General features: G+C 72.9%; 20 protein-coding genes and 1 pseudogene. 15 read left to right on the top strand and 6 right to left on the bottom strand.

Features of this window, described 5'->3' with window-relative positions; all coding sequences use genetic code 11:
* The first annotated feature begins 101 nt into the window (after nt 1–101).
* The 4 genes from lanKC (at nt 102) to AB0F04_RS19705 (ending at nt 6,727) form a co-directional block, all read left to right on the top strand.
* Nucleotides 102–2,696, top strand: coding sequence for a class III lanthionine synthetase LanKC (lanKC, locus tag AB0F04_RS19720; protein WP_362043175.1), 2,595 nt, complete (start codon nt 102–104; stop codon nt 2,694–2,696).
* A gap of 84 nt (nt 2,697–2,780) precedes the next feature.
* Nucleotides 2,781–2,897, top strand: coding sequence for a SapB/AmfS family lanthipeptide (locus AB0F04_RS19715; protein ID WP_053673473.1), 117 nt, complete (start codon nt 2,781–2,783; stop codon nt 2,895–2,897).
* 82 nt (nt 2,898–2,979) lie between these two features.
* Nucleotides 2,980–4,782 carry an ABC transporter ATP-binding protein gene (locus AB0F04_RS19710; protein WP_362043172.1) on the top strand — a complete coding sequence of 601 codons (1,803 nt, stop codon included), beginning with the start codon at nt 2,980–2,982 and terminating at the stop codon, nt 4,780–4,782.
* A gap of 49 nt (nt 4,783–4,831) precedes the next feature.
* Nucleotides 4,832–6,727, top strand: a complete 1,896-nt coding sequence (locus AB0F04_RS19705; protein WP_362043170.1) for an ATP-binding cassette domain-containing protein — start codon at nt 4,832–4,834, stop codon at nt 6,725–6,727.
* Nucleotides 6,728–6,812: 85 nt separating this feature from the next.
* Here the strand turns inward: AB0F04_RS19705 and AB0F04_RS19700 are convergent, their stop codons facing one another.
* Nucleotides 6,813–7,421, bottom strand: a complete 609-nt coding sequence (locus tag AB0F04_RS19700) for a response regulator transcription factor (protein WP_362043168.1) — start codon at nt 7,419–7,421, stop codon at nt 6,813–6,815.
* A 326-nt stretch (nt 7,422–7,747) separates the two neighbouring features.
* Here AB0F04_RS19700 and AB0F04_RS19695 point away from each other — a divergent pair, with 326 nt between their 5' ends.
* Nucleotides 7,748–9,895 (top strand): SpoIIE family protein phosphatase, encoded by a 2,148-nt coding sequence (locus tag AB0F04_RS19695; protein WP_362043166.1) that lies wholly within the window; start codon nt 7,748–7,750, stop codon nt 9,893–9,895.
* Nucleotides 9,896–10,009: 114 nt separating this feature from the next.
* Here AB0F04_RS19695 and AB0F04_RS19690 read toward each other — a convergent pair whose 3' ends face one another.
* On the bottom strand, nt 10,010–11,374 hold the full coding sequence (locus tag AB0F04_RS19690; protein WP_362043165.1) for a S1 family peptidase: 1,365 nt from the start codon (nt 11,372–11,374) through the stop codon (nt 10,010–10,012).
* Nucleotides 11,375–12,118: 744 nt separating this feature from the next.
* On the opposite strand from AB0F04_RS19690, the gene AB0F04_RS19685 reads away from it, so the two are divergent.
* From AB0F04_RS19685 to AB0F04_RS19670, 4 genes are all read left to right on the top strand, one after another.
* Entirely contained in the window at nt 12,119–12,334 is a 216-nt protein-coding gene (locus AB0F04_RS19685; RefSeq protein WP_003994898.1) for a hypothetical protein, read from the top strand.
* Between the two features lie 95 nt (nt 12,335–12,429).
* Nucleotides 12,430–13,236 carry an HlyD family efflux transporter periplasmic adaptor subunit gene (locus tag AB0F04_RS19680; RefSeq protein WP_362043163.1) on the top strand — a complete coding sequence of 269 codons (807 nt, stop codon included), beginning with the start codon at nt 12,430–12,432 and terminating at the stop codon, nt 13,234–13,236.
* A complete protein-coding gene (locus AB0F04_RS19675) occupies nt 13,233–15,458 on the top strand; it encodes an NHLP family bacteriocin export ABC transporter peptidase/permease/ATPase subunit (protein ID WP_362043161.1) in 2,226 nt (741 codons plus the stop codon). The genes AB0F04_RS19680 and AB0F04_RS19675 overlap by 4 nt, the downstream gene beginning before the upstream one ends.
* Nucleotide 15,459: 1 nt before the next feature.
* Complete coding sequence (locus tag AB0F04_RS19670) at nt 15,460–18,285, top strand: NHLP bacteriocin export ABC transporter permease/ATPase subunit (protein WP_362043159.1); 2,826 nt, start codon at nt 15,460–15,462, stop codon at nt 18,283–18,285.
* Between the two features lie 4 nt (nt 18,286–18,289).
* On the opposite strand, the gene AB0F04_RS19665 is transcribed toward AB0F04_RS19670, so the two are convergent.
* Nucleotides 18,290–18,817, bottom strand: a complete 528-nt coding sequence (locus AB0F04_RS19665; RefSeq protein ID WP_362043157.1) for an SRPBCC family protein — start codon at nt 18,815–18,817, stop codon at nt 18,290–18,292.
* A gap of 5 nt (nt 18,818–18,822) precedes the next feature.
* Complete coding sequence (locus AB0F04_RS19660) at nt 18,823–19,164, bottom strand: metalloregulator ArsR/SmtB family transcription factor (RefSeq protein WP_362043155.1); 342 nt, start codon at nt 19,162–19,164, stop codon at nt 18,823–18,825.
* 188 nt (nt 19,165–19,352) lie between these two features.
* Between AB0F04_RS19660 and AB0F04_RS19655 the strand changes: the two genes are divergently transcribed.
* The 3 genes from AB0F04_RS19655 to AB0F04_RS19645 all read left to right on the top strand — a co-directional run bounded on the left by AB0F04_RS19655 (nt 19,353) and on the right by AB0F04_RS19645 (nt 22,274).
* On the top strand, nt 19,353–20,861 hold the full coding sequence (locus AB0F04_RS19655; RefSeq protein WP_362043153.1) for an MFS transporter: 1,509 nt from the start codon (nt 19,353–19,355) through the stop codon (nt 20,859–20,861).
* Nucleotides 20,862–21,021: 160 nt separating this feature from the next.
* Nucleotides 21,022–22,029, top strand: coding sequence for a Ppx/GppA family phosphatase (locus AB0F04_RS19650; protein ID WP_362043152.1), 1,008 nt, complete (start codon nt 21,022–21,024; stop codon nt 22,027–22,029).
* Nucleotides 22,030–22,073: 44 nt separating this feature from the next.
* Nucleotides 22,074–22,274, top strand: coding sequence for a hypothetical protein (locus tag AB0F04_RS19645; protein ID WP_362043150.1), 201 nt, complete (start codon nt 22,074–22,076; stop codon nt 22,272–22,274).
* A 39-nt stretch (nt 22,275–22,313) separates the two neighbouring features.
* On the opposite strand, the pseudogene AB0F04_RS19640 reads toward AB0F04_RS19645, so the two are convergent.
* Nucleotides 22,314–22,570 (bottom strand): annotated as a pseudogene (locus AB0F04_RS19640) (flavodoxin family protein); the annotation flags it as partial.
* Between the two features lie 80 nt (nt 22,571–22,650).
* Here AB0F04_RS19640 and AB0F04_RS19635 point away from each other — a divergent pair.
* The 3 genes from AB0F04_RS19635 to AB0F04_RS19625 are packed head-to-tail and all read left to right on the top strand — an operon-like array spanning nt 22,651 to nt 24,523.
* The gene (locus tag AB0F04_RS19635) at nt 22,651–23,658 is read left to right on the top strand and encodes an iron-containing redox enzyme family protein (protein WP_362043148.1); all 1,008 of its coding nucleotides are present in this window, start codon (nt 22,651–22,653) and stop codon (nt 23,656–23,658) included.
* A 21-nt stretch (nt 23,659–23,679) separates the two neighbouring features.
* On the top strand, nt 23,680–24,336 hold the full coding sequence (locus AB0F04_RS19630) for a HemK2/MTQ2 family protein methyltransferase (RefSeq protein WP_362043146.1): 657 nt from the start codon (nt 23,680–23,682) through the stop codon (nt 24,334–24,336).
* Nucleotides 24,317–24,523: a CDGSH iron-sulfur domain-containing protein gene (locus AB0F04_RS19625; RefSeq protein WP_352100971.1), complete on the top strand. Its 207-nt coding sequence runs from the start codon at nt 24,317–24,319 to the stop codon at nt 24,521–24,523. Before AB0F04_RS19630 ends, AB0F04_RS19625 begins: the two co-directional genes overlap by 20 nt.
* Nucleotides 24,524–24,702: 179 nt before the next feature.
* Here AB0F04_RS19625 and AB0F04_RS19620 read toward each other — a convergent pair whose 3' ends face one another.
* Nucleotides 24,703–25,137, bottom strand: coding sequence for a protease inhibitor (locus AB0F04_RS19620; RefSeq protein ID WP_362043144.1), 435 nt, complete (start codon nt 25,135–25,137; stop codon nt 24,703–24,705).
* Nucleotides 25,138–25,414 lie beyond the last annotated feature (277 nt).

Genomic DNA, 25,414 nt, shown 5'->3' with positions numbered 1-25,414 from the left:
TGTCTTTACGCATGCGTTCCGCACGGTGTTCTCGTGACAGGCGTGACTGTGCGTGCCCGTCCGGTGGCTGGAAAGCTCGGTGCTCGTCAGGAGGGGGACGCATGGACAAGCGGTACGAGGTGTACGCGCTGGCCGACCGGCACTTCTACGAGACGCCGGACCGGCTGGCGCGGGGCGGGCAGGGAACTGCGGCCCACCTCTACGAGACGGCCCGCCGGCCGCTGCCGGAGGGCTGGACGTCGGCCCGGATCGGCGACTGGCAGACGATGACGCCGCTCGGCCCGGACGGCGAACCGCTGCAGGGCCCGGCCCAGGGGTGGAAGATCCACGCCTCGGCGACCCGGGCGAACGCGGAGGACGTCGCCCGGATCGTGTGGGACTACTGCGTCGAGCGGCGCGTTCCCTTCAAGTTCGTGCCGGGACCGCACCTGCTCCACCTGCGCAACACCAAGTACGCGCCGCGCGACGGCAGCGGCAAGTTCGTCACCGTCTACCCGGCCGACGAGGAGCAGCTGCACCAGGTGCTGCGCGAGCTGGGCGCCCTACTGGAGGGGTTCGAGGGGCCGTACATCCTCACCGATCTGCGCTGGGGCGAAGGTCCCCTGTACGTCCGCTACGGCGCCTTCGCACGGGCGTTCGTCGTGGACGAGCGGGGCTCGCTGGTGGCGGCGGTGCGCGACGGCGAGGGACGGCTGGTGCCGGACCGGCGGTCGCCGTCCTTCCAGGTGCCCGAGTGGGTGGCGCTGCCGGCGTTCCTCAAGCCGCATCTCGACGCGCGGAACAACACGACGACGGGCGAGCTGCCCTACCGCATCGAGAAGGCGCTGCACTTCTCCAACGGCGGCGGGGTGTACGCGGGCACCGACACCCGTGACGGGCGCAAGGTCGTCCTCAAGGAGGGCCGGCCGCACGCGGGGCTCGCCTCGGACGGCGCCGACGCGATCGCCCGGCTGGAGCGGGAGAAGCGGGCGCTGGAGCAGGTCGCGGGCACCGGCGTGGTCCCGGAGGTGCGCGACTGGTTCGAACTCGGCGGGCACCGCTTCCTGGTGATGGACTTCCTCGAGGGCCGTCCGCTCAACTCCTTCTTCGCCGAGCGGCATCCGCTGCTCACCCAGGACCCGGACGCGGAGGCCGTCGCCTCCTACACGGCGTGGGCGCTGCGCATCCACCGCAAGGTGGAGGAGGCCGTGGCGGCCGTGCACGCCCGGGGCATCGTCTTCAACGACCTGCACGTCTTCAACATCATGGTCGCCCCGGACGAGGAGACGGTGTTCCTCCTCGACTTCGAGGCCGCGGCCCCGGCCGAGGAGAACGGCCGTCAGGTCGTCGCCCACCCGGGGTTCTTCGCGCCGCCGGACCGCCGGGGCGCCGACATCGACCGGTACGCGCTGGCCTGTCTGCGGCTGGCCCTGTTCCTGCCGGTGACCACGTTGTTCGTGGTCGACCGCGGCAAGGCGGCGCATCTGGCGGAGGTGATCTCGCAGCAGTTCCCGGACGTACCGCGGGAGTTCCTCGACCAGGCGGTCGCCGAGATCACGCGGGAGGTGTCCGGCCGTACGCCCGCCGCTCCCTGCGCGCCGGTGGATCCGGGCGACTGGCCCTACAGCCGCGACTCGATGGTCAAGGCCATCCTCGCCTCGGCCACCCCGGAGCGCGAGGACCGGCTCTTCCCCGGCGACGTGGCCCAGTTCTCCGACGGCGGCGGGCTGGGGCTCGCAAACGGCGCCGCGGGCGTCCTGCTCGCGCTGGACGCGGCCGGCGCCGAGCGGTACGAGGAGGGCGAGCGCTGGCTGCTGGACCGCACGGCACCGGCGCCGGTCGGCACCCCGCTCGGCCTGTACGACGGGCTCGCCGGCGTCGCCCTGGTCCTCGACCGGCTGGGGCACCGGCAGCGGGCGCTGGACCTGGTCGAGGGCATCCTCGCCGAACGGTGGCAGAACCTCTCCTCCGACCTGCACGGCGGACTGGCCGGACTGGGCCTGGTCCTCGGGCATCTGGCCCGTACGACCGGCGAGGCGGCTCTGGGCGAGCGGGCGCACGAGGCAGCGCGGATCCTCGTCCAGCGCCTCACCGAGCCGGTGCCCGCCACGTCCCGCCCGCGCGCCGGGCTGCTGCGCGGCGCGAGCGGTGCCGCCCTGCTCATGCTGCGGCAGTACGAGTGGACCGGTGAGGAGGCCTGGCTGGAGGCGGCGGCCGTGGCCCTGCGCCGGGACCTGGCGTCCTGCGTGACCCGCGAGAACGGGTCACTGGAGGTCGACGAGGGCTGGCGGACCCTGCCCTACCTCGGTGACGGCAGCGCGGGCCTCGGCATGGTCCTCGACGACCTCGTGGCCCACTCCCCCGGTCTCGCCGGGGAGTTCGAGGCGGCCCGTTCCGGGGTGCTCACCGCGGCCACCTCCCGCTTCTACGCGCAGCCCGGACTCTTCCAGGGCCGCGCCGGAATGATCCTGCACCTCAGCCGCACGACGACGCCGGGCGCGACCGAGGACCGGCTGGCCGCGCAGATCGCCGGGCTCGGCTGGTTCGCGATGGCCTACCAGGGCCAACTGGCCTTCCCCGGCCACCAGATGATGCGGCTCTCCATGGACCTCGCCACCGGAACGGCAGGCTGCCTGCTGGCACTCGGCGCGGCCCTCGACCCGGCGACCGGCGCCCACCTGCCGTTCCTCCCGCCGCCTGGCAGGCGGCCCCAATGACGCGGTTCCGCGATCCCGCGGAGTCGTGACACCACCCCGTCCCCACGGATGACCACGGACGGACACCCAATGGAAGGACACACCATGGCACTTCTCGACCTGCAGACCATCGAGTCCGACGAGCGCATGACCGGCGGCGGCAACAGCACGGTGAGCCTGCTCTCCTGCATCAGCGCCGCGAGCGTTCTGCTCTGTCTCTGATCTACGGTCTGCAGGCTCCGGGCGGCTCTCTCCCTTCGGGGAGGGGCCGCCCGGGGTCCTTCCCGTTTCAGGAGAGGCCCGTATGACCTCGCGCGGCGACGACGACCCGGCGGCCGGACACGCGCGCACGCTGCTGCGCACGGCGACCCGGTACAGCGGGTCCCGCTGTGTGGCGCTGTGCCTGGTGAGCATCGCCGCGACGGGTGGTGAACTGCTGCTTCCGGCCGCGCTCGGCCGGGCCCTCGATCTTCTGCTGGCACAGGCCCCGGCGACCCGCTGGGTGCTCTGCTGCGCCGGCCTCGTCCTGCTGCTGGGGCTGCTCGACGCGGCCCAGACCGTCCTCACCGGCACCGTCGACGCCCGTACCACGGCCTGGCTGCGCCGCCGGCTGACCGGGCACGTCCTGGGCGTGGGCCCGCGCGCCGCGGACCGCTTCGGTGCGGGTGACCTCGTCGCGCGCCTGGTGGGCAACGCCGCCGAGGCGGGCACCGCTCCGGCGGCCCGTGCCGCGCTGCTGGCCGCGCTCGCCGGTCCCGTCGGCGGGGTCGTCGCGCTGGCGGTGATCGACTGGTGGCTCGCGGCCGTGTTCCTCGCCGGAGCCCCCGTGCTGGCCCTCCTCCTGCGCGCCGTCTCGCGGGACACCTCCGAGACCGCGTCGCGCTATCAGCAGGCCCAGGGCCGGATCGCGGCCGCGCTGGCGGAGGCCGTCGAAGGGGTGCGCACCGTCCGGGCGGCCGGCACGGAGCTCCGGGAGACCGCCCGTGTGCTGCGGCCGCTGCCCGAGCTGTCCCGCGCCGGGCACCGCATGTGGCGGGTGCAGGGGCGGGCCGCGGCCCGGGCGGTCGCCGTGGCGCCCCTGCTGCAACTCGCGGTCGTCGCCGTGGCCGGGGTTCTGCTCAGCCGCGACCGGCTCTCGGTGGGCGAGGTGCTCGCGGCCTCCCGGTACGCGGTGCTCGCCACCGGCGTCGGTGTGCTGGTCGGCCGGCTCGCGGGCCTGGCCCGGGCCCGGGCCGCGGCCCGGCGCCTCGGCGAGGTCGCGACCGAACCCGCCACCGCGTACGGCGCCCGCAGGCTGCCCGACGGTCCCGGGCGGCTGGAGCTGCGCGGGGTGACGGCCCGGCGCGGCGGACGCACCGTGCTCGACGGGGTGGACCTCGACGTGCCGGGCGGCACGACGCTGGCGGTGGTCGGCCGGTCCGGTTCCGGCAAGTCGCTGCTGGCCGCGCTCGCCGGACGGCTGGCCGACCCGGACGGCGGCGACGTGCTCCTCGACGGGGTGCCGCTGCGCGAACTGCCGCACGACGACCTGCGCGGCGCCGTCGGCTACGCCTTCGCCCGCCCCGCCCTGCTCGGCGGCACGGTGGAGCAGGCGATCGGCCTCGGCCTGCCCTCCCCCTCCCCCGGCCGGATCCGGGAGGCGGCCCGCACGGCCCTGTCCGACGACTTCGTGCGCCGCCTGCCGGACGGATACGGCACGGCCGTCGCCGACGCCCCGCGCTCGGGCGGTGAATCCCAACGGCTGGGCCTCGCCCGGGCCTTCGCGCACGGTGGGCGTCTGCTGATCCTCGACGACGCCCTCTCCAGCCTCGACACGGTGACGGAACGCCACATCACCGACGCCCTCTTCGGCGACGGCCCGGGCGGCACCCGGCTCCTGGTCGCCCACCGCGGCGCGACGGCCGCGAGCGCCGACGCGGTGGCGTGGCTGGACGACGGACGGGTGCGGGCGGTGGGACGGCACGAGGAGCTGTGGCGGCTGGCGGAGTACCGGGCGGTGTTCGCCGAGGGGCCGGACGCCGCCGGCTCCCGAGCGGGCGACGGCGGTTCACGGCCGGTTCCGGACACCCGTGGCGGGACGAACAGGGAAAAGGACGTGACGGCATGAGTGGCCGGGCGTGTGCGGCTGCTCCTGCCGGGAACGGGGTGTGCTCGTGATGCCCGCCACCGGCCTCCCCGCCCGGGGCCTGCGCTTCCTGCTGGCCCGCCGGCGGGTGCTGCTGCGACTCGCCGTCTGGTCCGTGCTGGAGACCGGGCAGACCTTCCTCATCGGGTACGGCACCGCCCGGGCCCTGGACGAGGGGTTCCTGCGCGGCCGGGCGGACGTGGGCCTGGTCTGGCTGGCGGTGACCGGCCTGGGCGTCCTGCTCGGCGCGTACGGCACCGCCCGGGTCTACGCCGCCGTGGCCGACCTGGTCGAACCGCTCCGGGACCGGCTCGTGGAACGGGTGGTCTCACGCGGGGTGCGCAGCGGTGACGCGGGTTCGCTGTCCGGGCTCACCCAGCAGGTGGAGATCGCCCGGGACACCTTCGCCGGACTGGTCATGGTCTCCCGCTCCTTCGTGTTCACCTCCGCCGGCGCCCTCGCGGGCCTGTTGGCGCTCGCCCCGCCGCTCCTGCTGGTCGTGGGACCGCCGCTGGCCGTCGGCACGGCGCTGTTCGCCGCGACGCTGCGGCCCCTCGCCCGGCGGCAGGAGGCGTTCCTGGTCGCCGACGAGGCCCTCGCCGGTGATCTCGGCACCGTCTGCCCGGGCCTGCGCGACATCACGGCGACCGGCGCCGAGGCGCAGATCGCCGCGGGCACCGGGGAGCGCGTCGAGGCGGAACTGCGGGCGGCGCGCGCGCTCGCCCACTGGGGCGTGCTGCGGGTGGCGTCCCTGACGATCGGCGGCCAGCTGCCGATCGTGCTGCTGCTCGCCGCAGCCCCCTGGCTCCTGGCCCACGGCGTCACCCCGGGCGCCCTGGTCGGTGCCCTCGCCTACGTCACCCAGTCCCTGCTTCCGGCCCTGCGCAACCTGATCCACGGCCTGGGCACGAGCGGCTCCCGCCTGACGGTGGTCCTGCGCAGACTGGCCGCGCCACCCGCCGCCGACGACCACGCCGCCCCGCCTTCGCGCGCCGGGAGGCGGCAGCCGGCGCCGGGTGGCGAGGCCGTCGCGCCCGAGGCCGCGAGCCCCCGCCCCACGACCGCCACGACCGCCAGTCCCCAGGAGGCCGGCGAACCGGCCCACCACACCGACGCACCCGGTCGGGACGGGAGCACCCGCCCCGCGCACGACGGCCGCGGCATGCCGCTCCCCCGCCCCACGCGGAACCAGGCCACCGCGGACCCGCCCCCGGCCGTCTCCCTCGCCTCCGTCACCTTCGCCTACGGCCCCGCCTCCGCGCCCGTCGTCCACGACCTCGACCTCGTTCTCCCGCCCGGCGCGCACCTGGCCGTCGTCGGACCCAGCGGCACCGGCAAGTCCACGCTCACGGCGCTCGTGGCAGGGCTGCTCACGCCCTCGCGCGGCACCGTCCGGGTCGGCGGGCACCCCGTCCCCGGCCCCGAGGCGGCCGCCGCGCGGGTGCTCATCCCGCAGGAGGCGTACGTTTTCGGCGGCACTGTGGCCGAGAACCTCACCTACCTGCGTCCGGACCCGGTGCCCGAGGAGGAGCTGCTGGCCGCGGCCGAGGCGGTCGGCCTGGCCCCCCTGGCCGACCGGCTCGGAGGGCTCGGCGCCCGGGTGGATCCCACGGCGCTGTCGGCCGGCGAACGGCAGCTGGTCGCGCTGACCCGGGCCTATCTCTCGTACGCCCCGCTCGCCCTGCTGGACGAGGCGACCTGCCATCTGGACCCGGAGACGGAGGCGCGTGCCGAGCGGGCGTTCGCCGCACGTCCGGGCGGGACCCTGGTGGTGGTGGCCCACCGCATCAGCTCGGCCCGCCGCGCCGGCCGGATCCTGGTGATGGACGGCCGGAACACGGCGTACGGCGGTCATGAGGAACTGCTGCGGGCCTCCGCGCTGTACCGGGACCTCGTCGGGAGCTGGACTCCCGCACTGGCCCGGTAGGAGCTGGACTCCGCACGGCCCGGCGGGAGCTGGACTCCCGCACTGGCCCGGCGGGAGCTGGACTCCCGCACTGGCCCGGCAGGAGTCAGAGCCAGCCCTGGCCCTGCGATATGCGTATCGCGTCGATGCGGTTGCGGGCCCCGGTCTTGCGGGTGATGGCGGCCATGTAGTTGCGCACCGTCCCGTGGGACAGGTGCAGGCTCCCGGCGATCTCCGCGATGGAGGCGCCCTCGGCCGCGAGGGTCAGCACGCTCAGCTCTCTTCGGGTCAGCGGCATCTCTGCCGCCTTGAGGAACCCGAAGCCGAGCGAGTCGTTGACGAAACGTTCCCCCTCGGCGACACGACGGATCCCGCGCAGCAGATTCTGCGGGGATCCCTCCTTGTCGACGTACCCGAGCGCCCCCGCCTCGACGGCCCGTTTCAGCAGGCCCGGGCGGTTCGCGGTGGCGAGCACGAGTAATCGGGGGCGCACGCGGTCCGGACCCGGCCGGCACAGCTCGCCGAGCGGGGGGATGCCGTAGGAGTCCGCGCACTCCAGGTCCGCCGCGCACACGTCCGGCCGAACCGACCGCACCAGGCCCGGCGCGCCGCGCCACGACGTGTCGTGCACCGCCAGGCCGGACTCCTGCCGCAGCCACTCCGCCAGCACCGACCGCACCAGACACTCGTCGTGGACCAGAAGCACCCGGATCACTGCCACCCCCTCCGCTCGCCGTACGCCCGCTCGTCGTGTTGAGCGCGTGCCCCATTGTTCGCGACCGTGACCCTGCGTGTACACGAGAAACCGGCCATCAGGAGGCGCGGGGGCGCACGCCCAGCGCCCGTACGCCCGCCGACGCTTCGACTACGGGGGCATGGGTCGGGGCGCTCGGGGTACGAGAGGGCCCCTTGTGGGGCCGACAGCCGTGTGACCGACGGTAACCGGCACCGTTCCCGAACCGCTCGTCGTGCGGGACGGGCCGCCAGGGGGGAGATTTGTTCCTGGACCCGGTCGCGCGGCCGTGCGAGGAGGTGGTCGGCGTGTCCGACGTGCAGTCGTCCGCGCAGGCGCCGGCAGCCGCCAGGACGCCGGTCGGCCGTCCCCTGCTCTCGCTGGCGCTGGCCTCGATGATGGACGAGGTGCACGCCCACTCCGGAGCGGTGTACCTGATGGCACCGGACCAGCCCGTGCTGGAGATGGCGGTGATGGCCGGTCTGCCGCGGGCGTTCGCCGCGCCCTGGGAGCGGGTGGGCCTGAGCGCGCCCATCCCGGTCTCCGACGCGGCGCGCGAGCGGCGGCTGGTGTGGGTCGGCGGCGAGGAGCAGATGGCCCGCCTGTATCCGCGGATCGCCGTGGTACTGCCCTACCCCTTCGCCCTGGCCGCGGTGCCGGTCGCCACGGAGTCCACCGTCTACGGCGCGGTCTTCGTGACGTGGCCGGGCGCGCATCCGGCGGAGATGTCCGACCACGAGCGGGAGCACCTGACCGCGGCCTGCGGCCGGCTGGCGGTCCGGCTGGAGCGGGCCGCCGAGCACAGCATCCCCCCACACCCCGAGACCGACCTGCTCGCCTCGCCCCTGGTGGGCGGCATGGCCGGCACGCTCGGCACCGTCGAGGCGGCCCGGATGGTGAGCCGGCTGCCCTACGGGCTGGTCTCGCTGGACCTGCACGGACGGGTCGGCTTCGTGAACGCGGCGGCGGCCGAGCTGCTGAACGTCCCGGTCAGCCGGCTGCTCGGCACGCAGCTGTGGGCGTCGGTGCCCTGGCTCAACGACCCGGTCTACGAGGACCGCTACCGGGCGGCGCTGCTGAGCCAGCACGTCACCTCGTTCGTGGCGCTGCGCCCGCCCGGTGAATGGCTGTCGTTCCGGCTGTACCCGAGCACGACGGGCCTGAGCGTCCGCATCACCAGGTCCAGGGCCGTGTCCCGGATGAACCGGACCGAACCGCCGCGCGACGGGGCACCGTCCCGGCTGGTCACCATCTCCCAGGTGCTGGACCTGGCCGGCGCGCTCACCGAGGCGGTGGGGGTGCAGGACGTGGTGCAGCTGGTCGCGGACGAGATCGCTCCGGCGGTGGGCAGCCAGGCCCTGGTGATGCTGGGCTCGCGGGCCAAGCGGCTGCGGGTGCTCGGGCACCGCGGGTACCGGGACCCGCACGTGGTGGAACGGTTCGACGGGATGCCCCTGACCGAGTCGACACCGGGCACGCAGGTGCTGCGGACGGGTGTGCCGGCGTTCTTCGAGACGCAGGAAGAGCTGGAGCGCCTGTACCCGGCGCGGCTCGCGACCCCCGACGGGTTCGCGGCCTGGGCCTTCCTGCCGCTGATCGCCCAGGGCCGCCCGGTGGGGACCTGCGTGCTCTCCTACGCCGAGCCGCACCCGTTCCCCACGGAGGAGAAGGCGGTGATGACGAGCATGGCCGGGCTGATCGCCCAGGCGCTGGAGCGTGCACTGCTGTACGACGCCAAGCACCGGCTCGCTCATGGCCTGCAGGAGGCGCTGCTGCCGCACTCCCTGCCGTCGCTGCCCGGCATCGAGGCGGTCGGCCGTTATGTTCCGGCCACTCAGGGCATGGACATCGGCGGCGACTTCTACGACCTGGTGGGCACCCAGGGGCGGGCGGCGGCGGTGATCGGGGACGTGCAGGGTCACAATGTGACGGCGGCCGGGCTGATGGGGCAGGTCCGCACCGCGGTGCGGGCCTACACGACCGTGGGGCAGGCACCCGAGGAGGTCATGCGCAGCACCAACCGGCTGCTGCTCGACCTCGGGTCCGACCTGTTCGCCAGTTGCCTGTACCTGCGGCTCGACCCGGAGCACGGGCGGGCCGTCATGTCCCGGGCCGGCCACCCCCCGCCGCTGCTGAGACGGCCGGACGGGCGGGTACGGGTCCTCGATCTGGCGGGCGGTCCGCTGCTGGGCATCGACGCCTCGGCGGTGTACCCGACGACGGAGGTCGCCCTGCCCCCCGGTTCGCTGCTCGTCCTCTACACCGACGGGCTGGTGGAGTCTCCCGGTACCGACTTCGAGGAGGCTCTCGCGGATCTGGGCCGGCAGCTGACCGACGCGGGGGACCAGCCGCTGGACGAACTGGCCGACAGCCTCGTCCACCACGAGCGGCACCGCGCGGACGGGGAGGAACGGCTCGATGACATCGCCCTGTTGCTGATCAGGGCCCTCGGGTAGGGCCGGTGGGCGCGGCAACCGGCCCCGAGCGCAGGGGAGCCGGCCCGGTTCCGCCAGGAAGGGGGCGGACCCGGGCCGGCTGCGTCGGACCGGTTGCCGACGGCTCTTCGAGGGTCAGCGGGACTCGGTCAGACCGGAGTTGTCCTCGACACCCTGACCCGCGTCCTGACCGGCACCCGCGTCCTGACCGGCTCCGGCGCCCGCCTCTTCACCGGCTCCGGCACCCGCACCGGCTTCCTCACCGGCACCGGCCTCTTCACCGGCGCCCGCCTCGTCGCCCGCACCGGCTTCCTGGCCCGCGCCGGCTTCCTCGCCCGCACCCGCACCGGCCTCGTCACCGGCACCGCCGCCCGCGGCACCGCCCGCGCCGAGGGTCGCGCCGACCGCCTCCAGGGCGGTGGTCACCGGCTGGAAGAACGTCTCACCGCCGGCCGTGCAGTCACCGCTGCCGCCGGAGGTAAGGCCGATGGCGAGACCGTCCTGGGTGAACAGCGAGCCGCCGCTGTCTCCGGGCTCGGCGCAGACGTCGGTCTGGATCAGACCGGTGACCGTGCCCTCCGGGTAGTTCACCGTGGCGTCGAGGCCGAGGACCTGCCCGTCGTTGAGCCCGGTGGTGCTGCCCATCCGGAAGACCTGCTGCCCGACGGTGGCCTCAGCGGCCTCCGTGATCGGGACGGTCTGGTTTCCGGTGTTGACCTCGCTGGGCGCCTCGGTCGCCGGGTCGTCGTACTTCACGAGTGCGAAGTCGCCATCGCCCGGGAAGGTCGACTGGTCGACCGTGGCGATCGGCTGGCCGCCCTGGGTGTCGGACCACTCGTTGCCGCCGAGGGTGCAGTGACCGGCCGTCAGGAAGGCCGGGGAGCCGTCGCCCGCGGTGACGTTGAAGCCGAGGGAGCAGCGCGAGCCGCCCGCGAAGATGGCGTCGCCTCCGGAGACGAACGGCTTGAAGGTGCCGGAGGACTTCTTGAGCGTGGCCATGCCGGAGCCGAGTTCCTGCACGGTGCTCTGCAGTCTGTCCCACTTGGCACCGGTCACGGTGCTGTCGGCGGTCACCAGGAGCTTGTTGGTGCGCGGGTCGATCGACCACGAGGTACCCGCGATGGTCGCCTCGGACTTCAGCGTCGACGCGCCGTCCTGGAGCTCCGACCAGCTGTTGTCGACCTCGCGGACCTTCGCGCCGGCCGCCTTCGCCTGCACGATCACGTTGTTGTTGTCGCCCGGCACGACGTTGACGACGAGCTGCTTGCTGTCGCTGTCGTAGTAGGAGCCGCCGAACGCCTCACCGAGGAGCCCGGAGAGCTGCGAGGCGAGATCCGAGGCGTCGCCCGCCTTCAGGGTCTTCGGCGCGGCAGCCGCGTCGCCGGACGAACCGTCCTGCGAGGCGTTGGCGTTGGGGAGCAGGATCGCGGCCGCGCCGAGCGCCACCACGCCGCCCGCCGCTATCGCGGCCTTGCGCTTCGGAATTCGCTTGTGACTCAAACTTCTCTCCTCCTGGGGAACGGAGTAGGTGCCGTCGTCCGGCAGCTTCTGGGGGGCGCCTGGATGGCTGTTGGTACGCACGTGCCGCACGGCGCGTTCAATTCCGATTGCAAGTGATCCCTTCGCATCGCGGAATCAGCCAACTCCCGCCGTGGGCAGGCCGACCGCTGATCCCGGGACCGCCCTGTTCACCTGGGCCGGTCCAGCAGGGCGGGACGGGCCGGGCCGCGGCGAGCCATGGCCGGATGACGGCCTTTCAGCACCGGGCGCCGCCCCGGCATGACGGAACGGAACGCTCCGTATCCGTCCGGAAACGATCTGTCGCGATCACGGAGTCAAACCCCGGCTTCAGCGAATCTGCACATCGACTGCTCAACCCGGTCACCGAAAGGAGGGTTATCCACAGCCCGGCCGTGTCGGTCACGCCTTTGGGGCGGGAGTGCCGGATTCGCCGCCCGGCGGCTCAAGGGCCTGGATGCGCCGATGCGGTGGCGCATGTGAAGAACTCGCCGCCAAGCAGTGCCCGGATCTCCACGGATCGGTGCCGGTGGGGCGCAAGTTGCCTGGTGAGGAGGTTGGTTGATTGGAAGCGCGAAGCAGCGGCGTGCTTTGATCCATCGCACCGCGGGGGCCGCTCAGGGCACTCGGAAACGGATGCCCGGCGCTCGCGGTCGCGGCCGTCATCTGTCCCCAGAGGGGGCCGCTCCCCCCTTGTGAGATATCCATATGAAGGGAAGTTCCACCATGAACTCCACCCCCCAGGTTGAGACCGTCGAGATCGCCGACGCCCAGCTCGACGCCATCTCCGGCGGCCTGTCCGTGAACGCCGTGAACACCGTCACCGACACCGTCGACGGCATTGCCCCGGTCTCCGGCCTGGTCGACACCGCCGTCGGCACCGTCGAGGGCGTCACCGGCCTGAACACGGCCCCGGTCACCGGCCTGGTCTCCGGCCTCTGATCGAGCCTTTGTGCCGTTGATTCCCGGAACCGCAGCCGGCGGTTCCGGGTTCTTCGGGTTCCGTAACCACCTCTTCCACGGGTGAGGGAAGTTCCTTGCAGTTCCGCCAACAGGCCCTCGCCAAGCTCCAGTCACCGGAGGAACTCGACCTCCCGGTGCGTTTCGCCCGTCCGCAGGGCTGGCTCGTCCTCTCGGTGACGGTGGTCGCGATGGCGGCCGCCTCGGTGTGGGCGGTGACCGGATCGGTGACCTCCACCGTCAGCGCGCCCGCCATCATCACGCACGGGCAGGGCAGTTACCTCCTGCAGAGCCCCGTCGCGGGCCAGGTCACCGCCGTGCTCGCGAAGCAGGGCCAGCAGGTGCCCGCGGACTCCCCCGTGCTCGAGGTCCGTACCGCCAAGGGCGAAGCGGTCGTGCGCACGCTCGACGCGGGCCGGGTCTCCGCGCTCGCCGCGACCGTCGGGCAGATCATCCAGACCGGCGCGAACGTCGCCGCCGTGGAGAAGGTCGCCCACACCACGGACCCGCTCTACGCCACCGTGTACGTCCCCGCCGAGAACGCCGCCTCGATCCCCGACGACGCCGCCGTGGACCTCACCGTGCAGTCGGTGCCGACGCAGGAGTACGGCGTGCTGCGCGGCCATGTGAAGTCCGTGGACCGCTCGGCCCAGTCCCCGCAGACGATCGCGGCGTTCCTCGGGGACAGTCAGCTGGGCGAGCAGTTCACCAGGAAGGGCAGGCCGGTGGCCGTGACGGTGCGGCTGGACAAGTCCTCGGCCACGAAGAGCGGTTACCGGTGGTCGTCGGCGGACGGGCCGCCCTACAAGCTGGCCTCCATGACGCTGGCCTCCGGTTCGATCCGGCTGGCCGACCAGCGCCCCGTCGACTGGCTGCTGCCATGAGCGCGACCGCACAGGAGCCCCGGAGCAGACGCCGCGCCGCCCCGCCCAAGCGCAAGGTTCCCAAGGCCCGGGCCAAGAGCGTCCGTACCCCCACCGTGCTCCAGATGGAAGCCGTCGAGTGCGGCGCCGCCTCCCTGGCGATGGTGCTCGGCCACTACGGCAAGCACGTCCCGCTGGAGGAGCTGCGCATCGCCTGCGGCGTCTCCCGGGACGGCTCGCGCGCCAGCAACCTCCTCAAGGCGGCCCGCTCCTACGGCCTGACGGCCAAGGGCATGCAGATGGACCTGGCCGCCCTCGCCGAGGTGAAGTCGCCGGCCATCCTGTTCTGGGAGTTCAACCACTACGTCGTCTACGACGGCATGGGCCGGCGCTTCGGACGCCGGGGCGTCTACATCAACGACCCGGGCAAGGGCCGCCGTTTCGTCCCCATGGAGGACTTCGACGGCAGCTTCACGGGTGTCGTGCTGGTGATGGAGCCCGGCGAGGACTTCACCCGGGGCGGCCGCAAGCCGGGCGTCCTGGGCGCGATGCCCGCACGGCTGCGCGGCACCGCGGGCACCATGCCCGCCGCGGTCCTGGCGAGCCTGCTGCTGGTGGCGGTCGGCGCGGCGGTGCCCGCGCTCAGCCGCACCTACATCGACGAGTTCCTGATCGGCAACCAGACCTCGCTGCTCGGCGTGCTGTTCGCGTCGATGGCGGCCTGCGTCCTGCTCACGGTCGTGCTGACCTGGCTCCAGCAGGCCAACCTGCTGCGCGGCCGCATCATCTCCTCCACTCTCTCCAGCGCCCGTTTCCTGCGGCATCTGCTGCGGCTGCCGGTGACGTTCTTCTCCCAGCGCAGCCCGGCCGACCTGGTGCAGCGCCTGCAGTCCAACGACGCGGTGTCCGAGACCCTGTCCCGCGACCTCGCGGCGGCGGGCGTGGACGCGATCGTGGTCGTGCTGTACGCGGTGCTGCTGTACTCCTACGACCCGCAGCTGACATTCGTCGGTATCGGCGTGGCCCTGCTGAACATCGTCGCGATGCGGGTCGTCGTCCGGCTGCGGGCGACGCGCACGGCGAAGCTGCGCGCGGACACCGCACGTCTCACCAACACCGCGTACACGGGCCTGCAGCTCATCGAGACGATGAAGGCGACCGGCGGCGAGGACGGCTACTTCCGCAAGTGGGCCGGGCAGCACGCCACCACCTTGGAGGAGCAGCAGCGGCTCGGCGTGCCGAGTGCCTGGCTGGGCGTGGTCGCGCCGACCCTGGCCACCCTCAACAGCGCGCTGATCCTGTGGATCGGCGGCATGCGGGCGGTCGAGGGGCACATCTCGGTCGGTCTGCTGGTCGCCTTCCAGGCCCTGGTCACCCGCTTCACGGCCCCGCTGACCCGGCTGAACGGCGTGGCGGGCCGTATCCAGGACTTCGCGGCGGACGTGGCCCGGCTGAAGGACGTGGAGAACTTCCAGGCCGACCCGCTCTACGGCCGCCCGGGCGGCGCCGAGTCGACGCGCCGTCTCCAGGGCCATGTCGAGCTGGAGAACATCACGTTCGGCTACAGCCCCCTCGACAAGCCCCTTCTGACCGGCTTCGATCTGACGGTCGGCCCCGGTCAGCAGGTGGCGCTGGTGGGCGGCTCGGGCAGCGGCAAGTCCACGGTGTCTCGGATGATCTCCGGGCTGTACGCGCCCTGGGAGGGCGTGATCCGTATCGACGGGCAGCGCATCGAGGACATCCCGCGCGGGGCGCTGGCCGCCTCGGTGTCCTTCGTCGACCAGGACGTGTTCCTCTTCGAGGGCACGGTCCGCGACAACGTGGCGCTGTGGGACCCGTCGATCCCGGACGACGCGGTGGAGGACGCGCTGCGCGACGCCGCCCTGTACGACGTGATCACACGCCGCCCGGGCGGCATCCACAGCAAGGTGGAGCAGGACGGCCGCAACTTCTCCGGCGGGCAGCGCCAGCGCCTGGAGATCGCGCGGGCGCTGGTACGACGGCCGAGCATCCTGGTGCTCGACGAGGTGACGAGCGCCCTGGACGCGGAGACCGAGCTGGTCGTGATGGACAACCTGCGCCGGCGCGGCTGCGCCTGCGTGGTGATCGCACACCGGCTCAGCACGGTGCGCGACAGCGACGAGATCGTCGTCCTGCAGCACGGCACGGTCGTGGAGCGGGGACGGCACGAGGACCTGGTGGCCCGCGGCGGAGCGTACGCGGCACTGGTCAGGGAGCGGTGAGATGACGGCCGTTCACGAAGGACACGACGGCGACCTCGTGCTGGGCGCCTTCGGGCAGATGGGCTCGCGCATCGACTGCGCCGGGTTCAACCGGCTCGACCTCGAAGGCCCGCAGGTGCTGTGGCTGGTCGCCTCCGGCGCCGTGGACCTGTTCGCGGTCGACGCCGGGCAGCAGGGCCACTGGCACCACCTGGGCCGGCTGGAGGCGGGCTCGCTGGTGCTCGGCCCGGTGCCGGGCCCGCAGCACACCCTGGTGGCCCGGCCGCTGCGGGACTGCGTGGTGCACCGCATCGGCCTGCGCGAGCTGTACCAGCCCGCCAACACGGCGACCTGGTCGTACGACGAGTACGGCAACCCGCAGTACGTGCCGCCGACGACGAGTCCGCTGGAGTACGCGCTCGCCCTCGGGGTCGGCCGCAGCCTGTCGATCCTCTTCCAGGCGCCGATGGCCACCGAACGGGCCGCCGCGCCCACTGACGACGACGTGTTCTGGATGCAGGTGCCGCCGGGCAGCGTGCAGTACGGCTCGCTGTACGGCGCGGAGGCCGCGGCCGACCTGCTGATGGACCCGGCGCTGTGGCAGTCGATGGTCGACCAGCAGTACCGGCTGCTGACCACGCTGGACCGCTGGATCGAACAGCTGGAGCGTACCCACGAGACCCGGACGGCCGAGGGCATCAAGGCCGGTGAGGCGGTGCGCGCCCACGCCGACCGGACGCTGCTCGCCTCCATCGGCAAGCGCTCCTCGAAACGCACCACCTCGGCCGACGCGGACGCCACGTACGCGGCGTGCAAGCTCGTCGGGCAGGCGGCCGGGATCCGCATCACCGAGCCGACCCAGAAGGGCACCGGCGGCGACCGTCTCGACCCGGTCGAGCAGGTCGCCCTCGCCTCCCGCGTCCGGACCCGGGCCGTACGGCTCGACGGGCGCTGGTGGCGGGACAACGTGGGGCCGCTGGTCGGCCAGCGAGCCTTGTCGGGCGCGCCGGTGGCGCTGCTGTGGCGGCGCGGCGGCTATGTCGCGGTGCATCCGTCGACCGGGCGTGAGACGCCGATCGAGAAGGCCAACGCCGACGAGTTCGAGCCGCGCGCGGTGATGTTCTACCGTCCCCTGCCGGAGCGTGGGCTCAGTCCGCTGGGGCTGCTGCGGTTCTGCATGCAGGGCATGCGCGGCGATCTGACGGGTCTGCTGCTCAGCGGACTGGTGACGGTGGCGATCGGCGCGCTGGTACCGGTCGCCACCGGCAAGGTGCTGGGCGAGTTCGTGCCGAAGGCGCAGACGGGCCTGATCGTGCAGGTGTGTCTCGCGGTGATGCTGAGCAGTGTGGTGGCCGCGGCCTTCATGCTGTTGCAGAATCTCACCATCCTGCGGATCGAGGGCCGGATCGAGGCCACGCTCCAGCCGGCGGTGTGGGACCGGCTGCTGCGGCTGCCGACGAAGTTCTTCACCGAGCGCTCCACGGGCGAACTGGCCAGCGCGGCCATGGGCATCAGCTCGATCCGCAGGCTGCTGGCGGGAGTCGGGCCGACGGTCGCCCAGTCGGTGACGGTCGGCGCGATGAACCTGGGGCTGCTGTTCTGGTTCAGCGTGCCGATGGCGATGGCCGCGATCGGCATGCTGGTGGTCATCGCGTCCGTGTTCCTGGCGCTCGGGCTGTGGCAGGTGCGCTGGCAGCGACGGCTGGTGGTGCTCGCCAACAAGCTGAACAACCAGGCGTTCCAGACGCTGCGCGGTCTGCCCAAGCTGCGGGTGGCCGCCGCCGAGAACTACGCGTACGCCGCGTGGGCGTCGGAGTTCGCGCGCAGCCGTGAGCTCCAGCAGAAGGTCGGCCGCATCAAGAACCTCACGACGGTGCTGGGCGCGGTGTACCTGCCGCTGTGCACCCTGCTGATGTTCATGCTGCTGGCCGGTCCGGCCCGCGGTTCGATGTCGGCGGCGGCGTTCCTGACCTTCAACACCTCGGTGACGATGGTGCTGACCTCCGTCACCCAGCTGACGGGCTCGTTCGTCTCGGCGGTGGCCGCGCTGCCGCTGTTCGAGGAGATCAAGCCGGTGCTGGACGCGACGCCGGAGGTGCGCACGGCGAGCACCCGGCCGGGTCCGCTGACGGGGGCGATCGAGGCGCGGCGGGTGTCCTTCCGGTACGCGGACGACGGTCCGCTGGTCCTGGACGACGTGTCGTTCGAGGCGCGGCCGGGCGAGTTCGTCGCGGTCGTCGGCCCGAGCGGCTGCGGGAAGTCGACGCTGCTGCGGCTGCTGATCGGCTTCGACCGGCCCGTGTCGGGCAGTGTGCTGTACGACGGGCAGGACCTGGCGGCCCTGGACCAGTCGGCGGTGCGCCGTCAGTGCGGTGTGGTGCTCCAGCACGCGCAGCCGTTCAACGGTTCCATCCTGGATGTCATCTGCGGCACCGAGCCGTACACGCCGGAGGAGGCGATGGCGGCGGCGGAGATGGCGGGTCTGGCGGAGGACATCAAGCGGATGCCGATGGGGCTGCACACCATCGTCGCGGGCAGCGGAGCCGTCTCCGGCGGCCAGCGCCAGCGGCTGATGATCGCCCAGGCGCTGATCCGCAGGCCGCGCATCCTCTTCTTCGACGAGGCGACCAGCGCGCTCGACAACGAGACGCAGCGCACGGTCATCGAGAGCACCAAGGCCCTCAACGCCACCCGGGTCGTCATCGCGCACCGGTTGTCGACGGTGATGGACGCCGACCGGGTCGTGGTGATGGAGGAGGGCAAGGTCATCCAGCAGGGCCCGCCCGCCCAGCTCCTCGCGGACACGAACGGGCGGCTGCACGAGCTGGTGCGGCGTCAGATGGCGTGAGGCGTCAGTCCTGTCCCGGCACGGGCGCGCCGGAGGGCAGGCCGGCCGCGACATAGGCGGCGTAGAGGTCCCTCCAGGGTGCGTCGGGTCCGGCGTGCGGACCGGTGGCCTCCTCGCCTCTCGCCCTGGTGTCCAGGGCGGTCAGGCACAGCTCCCAGCCGGCGCCGTTGCGGGCGGCGGTGTCCTCGGCGGCGAGGACGTTGGTGAGGGTGAAGCGGGTGCGCTTGCCGTCGGTCTCCGCCAGGTCGAAGTGGACTTCGTCGCCGTCCCAGTCGAACGACAGGTGCCGGGGCGGGTCGACGGCGAGGACCCGGCCGGTGGAGGCCTCCATGTGCGGGTCTCCGCTGAACGAGATGGTGCCGCCTGGGCGCAGCTCGATCTCGGCGCGGGAGGGGAACCAGCGCTCCAGCTCATCCGGGTCGGTCACGAACTGCCAGACCCGGTCGACGGGATGGTCGTAGACGCGGCTGAAACGGACGGCGGGGCGGCCGTCGCCCAGGGTCACATAGGTGCCGGTGAGGTCCGTGGTCACGGTGATCAGTCCTTCGCTGCGGGCGGTTCGGGGGTTTCCGGCGTCTCGTCGAGGCGGCGCCCCAGCGCGTCGAGGCTCTTGTTCCACAGCGCCCGGTACGGGGCGAGCCAGGCGTCGAGGGCGGCGATGGGGCCCGGGTCGAGGGCGTAGACGCGGCGCTGGGCGTCCTGCCGCACCCGGACCAGACCGGCCTCGCGCAGCACCTTCAGGTGCTTGGAGGTGCTCGGCTGGCTCAGTCCGCACGCCTCGACGATCTCACCGACGGATCGCGGCCGCTCCAGGAGCAGGGCGACGATGGCCCGCCGATGGGGGTCGGCGAGCGCGGTCCAGAGGGCGGCGTCGGACATGGCCCCAATATGCCCCTTGCGTTATATGCACGTCAAGGAATATGAGCGCCTCGACCGGCACGAGGCGAGCGAACGCTAGCGAAACGTTGTCGTTTCGCTCAGACTCCTCTAACCTCTGTGTGTACGAAACCGTTTCGTTTAGCTGATCATGCCTCTCTCGTACGCCATCCCTGGAAACGGGTGCTCCCATGCCACAGAAATCCCTCACCGACAGCGCGCCCGAGAGCGCCGCCGCCCGGACGACGCCCCCTGCGGCCTCGCCGAAGCGGTGGTGGATCCTCGCGGTCGTGGCCCTGGCCCAGCTGATGGTGGTGCTGGACGCCACCATCGTGAACATCGCCCTGCCGTCGGCCCAGGCCGACCTGCACTTCTCCGACGGCGACCGGCAGTGGATCGTCACCGCCTACGCGCTGGCGTTCGCTTCCCTGCTGCTGCTCGGCGGCCGGATCGCCGACCTGTTCGGCCGCAAACCGGCCTTCCTCGTCGGCATCGTCGGCTTCGCCGCCGCCTCGGCGCTCGGCGGCGCGGCGAGCGACTTCGAGACGCTGGTCGTCGCCCGCGCCCTCCAGGGCGTCTTCGGCGCTCTGCTCGCACCGGCCGCGCTGTCACTGCTGAACACCACGTTCACCGACGCGCGCGAGCGTGCCCGCGCCTTCAGCGTCTACGGCGCCATCGCCGGTGCCGGCGGTGCGGTGGGCCTGCTCCTCGGCGGCATCCTGACCGACGCCCTGGACTGGCGCTGGACGCTGTACGTCAACGTCGTCATCGCGGTGGTTGCCTTCGCGGGCGGCTGGCTCCTGCTGAGCAACCGCCGCGACGCCACGACCGCCAAACTGGACGTGCCGGGCACGATCCTGGTCGCCGGCGGCCTGTTCTCCGTCGTCTACGGCTTCTCCAACGCGGAGACCCACGACTGGGGTTCGCCGCTCACCTGGGGCCTCCTGATCGCCGGCGCCGTACTGCTGGCCACCTTCACCTGGTGGCAGACCCGCGCCGCCCACCCGCTGCTGCCCCTGCGCATCCTGCTCGACCGCACCCGCGGGGCGTCCTTCCTGGCCTTGCTGATCAGCGGTGCGGGCATGTTCGGGGTGTTCCTCTTCCTCACCTACTATCTGCAACTCCACCTGGGCTTCAGCCCCACGAAGACCGGTGTGGCGTTCCTGCCGATGGTCGGTGCTCTGATGGTGATGGCCCAGCTCGGCACGACCGTGCTGCTTCCGCGCCTCGGTCCCAGGACCGTCGTCCCGCTGGGCTTCGCCGTCGCCACCGCCGGCATGGCCTGGCTGACCGGTATCGGCGTCGGCTCCTCCTACGCGAGCGCGGTGCTGCCGCAGCTCGTCGTGGTCGGCGTAGGGCTCGGCCTGGTGATGCCGTCGGCGATGCAACTGGCCACGGGCGGAGTCGCGGCCGAGGACGCGGGCGTGGCCTCCGCCACCGTCAACGCCATGCAGCAGGTGGGCGGTTCGATCGGCACGGCACTGCTGAACACCCTCGCCGCGAGCGCGGCGACCGACTACCTGGCCGGCAAGGACCCGAGCAGCGGGCTCGTGCGGGCCCAGGCCACGATCGAGAGCTACACCACCGCGTTCTGGTGGTCGGCCGGGTTCTTCGCCGCGGGCGCGCTGATCACCCTGGTGCTGCACCGGCGCGGGGTGCCGCAGCAGGACCCGGAGGCGGCGCCGGTCGTGCACATGTGACCGACGGGGGTGCCGGGGACCGTCGTGCGCAGGGCCACGGCCGTCCCCTCTCCCCGTCCCTTCCCCGCTGCCCCCTCCTCCCCTGCCGCCGGTGGCGCGTCCTCGCCGGTCCGCCGCCCGCGCCCTGTTGGGCGGACCCGGAAGTGGGTACCCACCGGCCATGCGAATCAGCGTGGTGGACGTGGGATCGAACACGGTCAGACTCGTGGTCGCGGACGCGGCGGACGGTGTGCCGCTGCCCGTGCACACCGCCAAATGGCGGCTCAGGCTGTCCGAGCAGGTCGCACCGGGGGGACCCATTCCGGAGCAGGCCGTGGCGCAACTCGTCGACGCCGTGGCCGAGGCCGACAGGACGGCCGCCCGGTGGGGCGCCGCCGGACCGCCGGCCTTCGCGACCGCCGTGGTGCGCAACGCGCCGAACCGGCGCGAGGTGCTGCGCGCCGTCCGCGCCCGGACGGGCGTCGACCTGTGCACCCTGCCGGGTGAGGTCGAGGCGGAACTGACGTTTCTCGGGGCCCGACGCTGGATGGGCTGGCGGTCGGGACCGCTCGCACTGCTCGACATCGGCGGCGGGACGCTCGAAGTCGCCTTCGGACGAGGCCGGTTGCCGGACTTCGTGGCGTCGTTGCCGCTGGGGGCGCGGCGGTTGACGCACGAGTTCTTCGAGGACGAGGACCCGCCGTCGCCGGAGCGGGTGCGGGCGCTGCGTCGCAAGGTCCGCCACCAGTTGCGGGACGTCGCGGCGCGGATCCGCTGGGAGGGCCCGCGCACCGCGGTCGCCACCTCCCGCACCTTCCAGCAACTGGGGCGGCTGTGCGGCGCGGCACCCGGACGCCATGGCCCCTTCGTGGACCGGCAGATGACCCGCTCCGACCTGCGGACGGCGATCGCGCGGCTGGCCGCCCTGCCCGCCGCCGAACGCGCGCACCTGCCCGGCATCTCCGCACCCCGCGCCGCCCAGAGCCTGGCCGGAGCCGTGGTCGGGCACACCGCGCTGAAGCTCACCGGCATCAAGGCCGTCACGGTCTGCCCCTGGGCGATCCGCGAGGGAGTGCTGCTGCGCCACATCGAGGACGGCCCCTCCTGGTGGGCGGAGGTCGCCCTGCGCAGTGAGGAGACCGCCCCCGCCGATCCGGTGCCGCTGCGCATAGCCCGCGCCGGAAGCTGAACACCCGCCGAGACAGGACGAACCACACGAGGAAAGGAGACCCCGTGTCCCAGCACAAGGACCACGACCACGCCGAGGACCGGCACGGCAAGCCGGCCGAGACGGCACTCGAGGAGGTGCTGCGCGAGGTCGAGGACGCCGAGACCCGCACCGCGGACTCCGCAGAGGAACGCCGCCACCGGGGCGAGGCCGGGGAGGCCATCACCCCCAACACGCGCGCGCAGGAGCAGTCCGAGGGAGACTGACGGGATGCGGGCGCGCCGTTGCCACTGGGCTGCTGGCCCGAGCGGCCGCGCCGCCAGGGCCCGTGCCACCCCGGGCGGATTCGCGGCCACGGCTCGCCCCGTCGACCGCGAACCAGTCGTGGCCCCGCTCCGCGTCGGGGAAACCCGGCCCGGGGCCGGGCCCCTGGTTCCCGTACGTCCACGCCTGGCCGGGGATGGTCCAGCCGATGTCCTCCAGGCCCCGAGATCTCATCTCGTTGATCACATGATGTGCCCCGGTCCTCGTTACCGGTGACGACCACCCCCGCAGCCCGGTTGCTCATGACACGCCGGAGTACCCCCTGGGCGAGCGCCACTCGGCGGGTGACCTCGGCCGCCGGGTGGGTACCCGGCGCGCATGGAGCACGACGGACCACCACTGCCCACCCCGCGCGGCCCCCTGAGCAGGGGCGTCGACGCGTATCTGCGGGGCGCGGGCCGGCTGCCCGGCCTCGAGGACGTCGCCCGCGCCGAGGTGTACGGCGACGACCTCCAGCTCGCCCTGTACCTGTGCTACGAGCTGCACTACCGCGGATTCGCGGAGGTTCCCCCGGAGCGCGAGTGGGACCCGGACCTGCTGCGCGTCCGAGCTGCCATGGAACACCGCTTTCTGTCGGCGCTGCGCACCGACGCGCACGTACACGACAGCGTGGACGAGGCACTGGCCGGATTGCTGGTCGAGCCCGTGCAGGGCACGGGCGTCAGTCACTTCCTGCGCGACGAGGGCGAGCTGTGGCAGGTGCGCGAGTACGCGGCACAGCGCTCCCTCTACCACCTCAAGGAGGCGGACCCGCACGCCTGGGTGCTGCCGCGGCTGTCGGGCCGGGCGAAGGCGGCGATGGCGGCGGTGGAGTTCGACGAGTGGGGCGGCGGCCGCGCCGAGCGGGTCCACGCCCGCCTGTTCGCCGACCTGATGACGGACCTGGGCCTGGACACCGCGTACGGGCGTTATCTCGACGCGGCGTGTGCCGAGGCCCTGGTCACGGTGAACATGATGTCCCTGTTCGGGCTGCACCGGGCTCTCAGGGGCGCCCTGGTCGGCCATTTCGCGACGGTTGAGATCACCTCGTCACCGGGGTCGCGGCGGCTCGCCGAGGCGATGCGCCGCACCGGCGCCGGGCCCGCCGCCGAGCACTTCTACGACGAGCACGTGGAGGCCGACGCGGTCCACGAGCAGGTGGTGCGCCACGACGTCATCGGCGGACTGCTCGAGCGTGAGCCGTACCTCGCTCCGGACATCGCCTTCGGCGTCGATGCCACCGAGTTCGTCGAGGAACGCTTCGGCGCCCGGCTGCTCACCGACTGGCGTGCCTCCCGTTCGTCACTGCGTGCGCCGCTTGCCCGGGAAACAGCTCATATCTCCTGATGGCCGGGGTACCCGGCGTCCGTGATTGCACTGGTACCCCCGGGCGTGTACGCCCCGCAGGAGGACACCGAGCTGCTGGCCGGTGCCCTGTCCGACGAGCCGCTGCCCCCGGGTGCGGAAGTCCTCGACGTGGGCACCGGCAGCGGTGCCCTGGCCCTTCACGCCGCGCGCCGGGGCCACCGTGTGACCGCCGTGGACGTGTCCTGGAGCGCCGTATGGGCCGCACGCCTGAACGCCCGGCTCGCGGGGCTTCCGGTCCGCATCCGGCACGGGAACCTCTTCGACCCCGTACGGGGACAGACGTTCGACCTGATCCTCGCCAATCCGCCGTACGTGCCGGCGCCGGACGGTCATCGCAGACCGCCGCGAGGCGCGGCCCGGGCCTGGGACGCGGGCGCCGACGGGCGTCTGGTCGTCGACCGTATCTGCCGGGAGGCGCCCGGACTGCTGCGGCCGGGCGGGGTCCTGCTGCTCGTGCAGTCGGCACTCAGCGGCCCGGACGCGACCGTCGGGCAGCTGCGCACGGCCGGTCTGAAGGCCGCGGTGACCCGTCGGCACCGGATCGCCCTGGGGCCGGTGCTGCGCGGCCGGGAAAGCTGGCTGCGGGAGCGGGGGCTGCTGCCCGCGACCGACGACAAGGAAGAGCTGGTGGTCGTCCGTGCCGAACTCCCCGTCTGACCGGCCCGCCGAGCCACGCCGCGTCACCGTCCAGCGCAAGGGCCCTCTGCTGATGGAGGGCCCGGTGGAGGTGGAGCTGGAGGACGGCTCGGTGGTCACCTCCGACCGCTTCCGCGTGGCCCTGTGCACATGCCGCCGCAGCCGCCGCTACCCGTGGTGCGACACCAGCCACCGCGACCGGGCCTGAGAGATAAGGACCCCAGGCCGCGGGGCAGCGAAAGGCCGAAGGCCGGCGGGCAGCCCCACACTGCCCGCCGGCCTCCTTGTGCGAGATCGCGACTCCTCGTGACAACGGCCCGGCTCCCCAGCCACGGCCCGCTGTGCTTCACGGTTCCAGCGCGATCCCGGTCTGTGGGCTCAGCCCTCTCAGAAGGAGAAGACGCCCGTCCCGTAGGCGTTCTTCATGCAGTCGTTGGAGAAGGTGCGCTCATAGGAGACGCGCTTGCCCTGCCACACGCCGTCGACGGTGACGACGACGGGGTCGTACTGCTTGGTGCACATCACACCGTCCTTCGCGGTCAGGGCGTCGAAGTCGCCGCCCACACCGCGCAGTTCCGCGCAGGCCGCCCCGGCCGCCGGGTGCGTGCCGGCCGCCTTCGGGGCACAGGTCAGGGTGACCGCGCGTTCCGGAGTCGCTGCGAGCGCGCTCTCGCCGTGGCCCACCGTGAGGACGAGGGCCGACGGGGCGTAGAGCGCGGTGGGGGCCTGACCCGGTGAGGCGAGCGCGGCCCCGGAGAGGGGTCCGCAGACGGCGGTGGCCGTCATGCCGATGGTCATGGCCCAGCGCGCGGTGGTCCGCATTGTGTGCATCCTTCCGCATCGATGACAGGGTGTGCCGTCCGTGCTCGGTCGGTGCCCGGAGCGGCGAGCGCGAGTCTGCCGAGTCCGCCGCGGAAACACACATCGACCCCACGGGTTTCAGTAACCTTGCGTATTGAATCAGTGGCGCGAAGTTACGGAGTTCACGCCGGTGGAGCCCGTAACCGCGCGGTTCCCGGGGGTGCGAAGCGGCCAGCTGGCCGGTTTCCACGTCTTCGTTAATAGGCCTGAAACATTCCGATTCCGCTCTGGGCCGACT

This window comes from Streptomyces sp. NPDC029041 (genome assembly GCF_040637515.1).
In the GTDB taxonomy this organism is placed as follows: Bacteria; Actinomycetota; Actinomycetes; order Streptomycetales; family Streptomycetaceae; genus Streptomyces.
The sequence above is the reverse complement of the archived record's forward strand: the minus strand, read 5'-3'. Positions and strand labels throughout refer to the sequence as shown.

What these genes read in the sequence shown, in the direction of transcription:
- lanKC (WP_362043175.1), top strand. Translation starts at nt 102, where the DNA reads ATGGACAAGCGGTACGAGGTGTACGCGCTGGCCGACCGGCACTTCTAC.
- AB0F04_RS19715 (WP_053673473.1), top strand. Translation starts at nt 2,781, where the DNA reads ATGGCACTTCTCGACCTGCAGACCATCGAGTCCGACGAGCGCATGACC.
- AB0F04_RS19710 (WP_362043172.1), top strand. Translation starts at nt 2,980, where the DNA reads ATGACCTCGCGCGGCGACGACGACCCGGCGGCCGGACACGCGCGCACG.
- AB0F04_RS19705 (WP_362043170.1), top strand. Translation starts at nt 4,832, where the DNA reads ATGCCCGCCACCGGCCTCCCCGCCCGGGGCCTGCGCTTCCTGCTGGCC.
- AB0F04_RS19685 (WP_003994898.1), top strand. Translation starts at nt 12,119, where the DNA reads ATGAACTCCACCCCCCAGGTTGAGACCGTCGAGATCGCCGACGCCCAG.
- AB0F04_RS19675 (WP_362043161.1), top strand. Translation starts at nt 13,233, where the DNA reads ATGAGCGCGACCGCACAGGAGCCCCGGAGCAGACGCCGCGCCGCCCCG.
- AB0F04_RS19670 (WP_362043159.1), top strand. Translation starts at nt 15,460, where the DNA reads ATGACGGCCGTTCACGAAGGACACGACGGCGACCTCGTGCTGGGCGCC.
- AB0F04_RS19660 (WP_362043155.1), bottom strand. Translation starts at nt 19,164, where the DNA reads ATGTCCGACGCCGCCCTCTGGACCGCGCTCGCCGACCCCCATCGGCGG.
- AB0F04_RS19655 (WP_362043153.1), top strand. Translation starts at nt 19,353, where the DNA reads ATGCCACAGAAATCCCTCACCGACAGCGCGCCCGAGAGCGCCGCCGCC.
- AB0F04_RS19650 (WP_362043152.1), top strand. Translation starts at nt 21,022, where the DNA reads ATGCGAATCAGCGTGGTGGACGTGGGATCGAACACGGTCAGACTCGTG.
- AB0F04_RS19635 (WP_362043148.1), top strand. Translation starts at nt 22,651, where the DNA reads ATGGAGCACGACGGACCACCACTGCCCACCCCGCGCGGCCCCCTGAGC.
- AB0F04_RS19620 (WP_362043144.1), bottom strand. Translation starts at nt 25,137, where the DNA reads ATGCGGACCACCGCGCGCTGGGCCATGACCATCGGCATGACGGCCACC.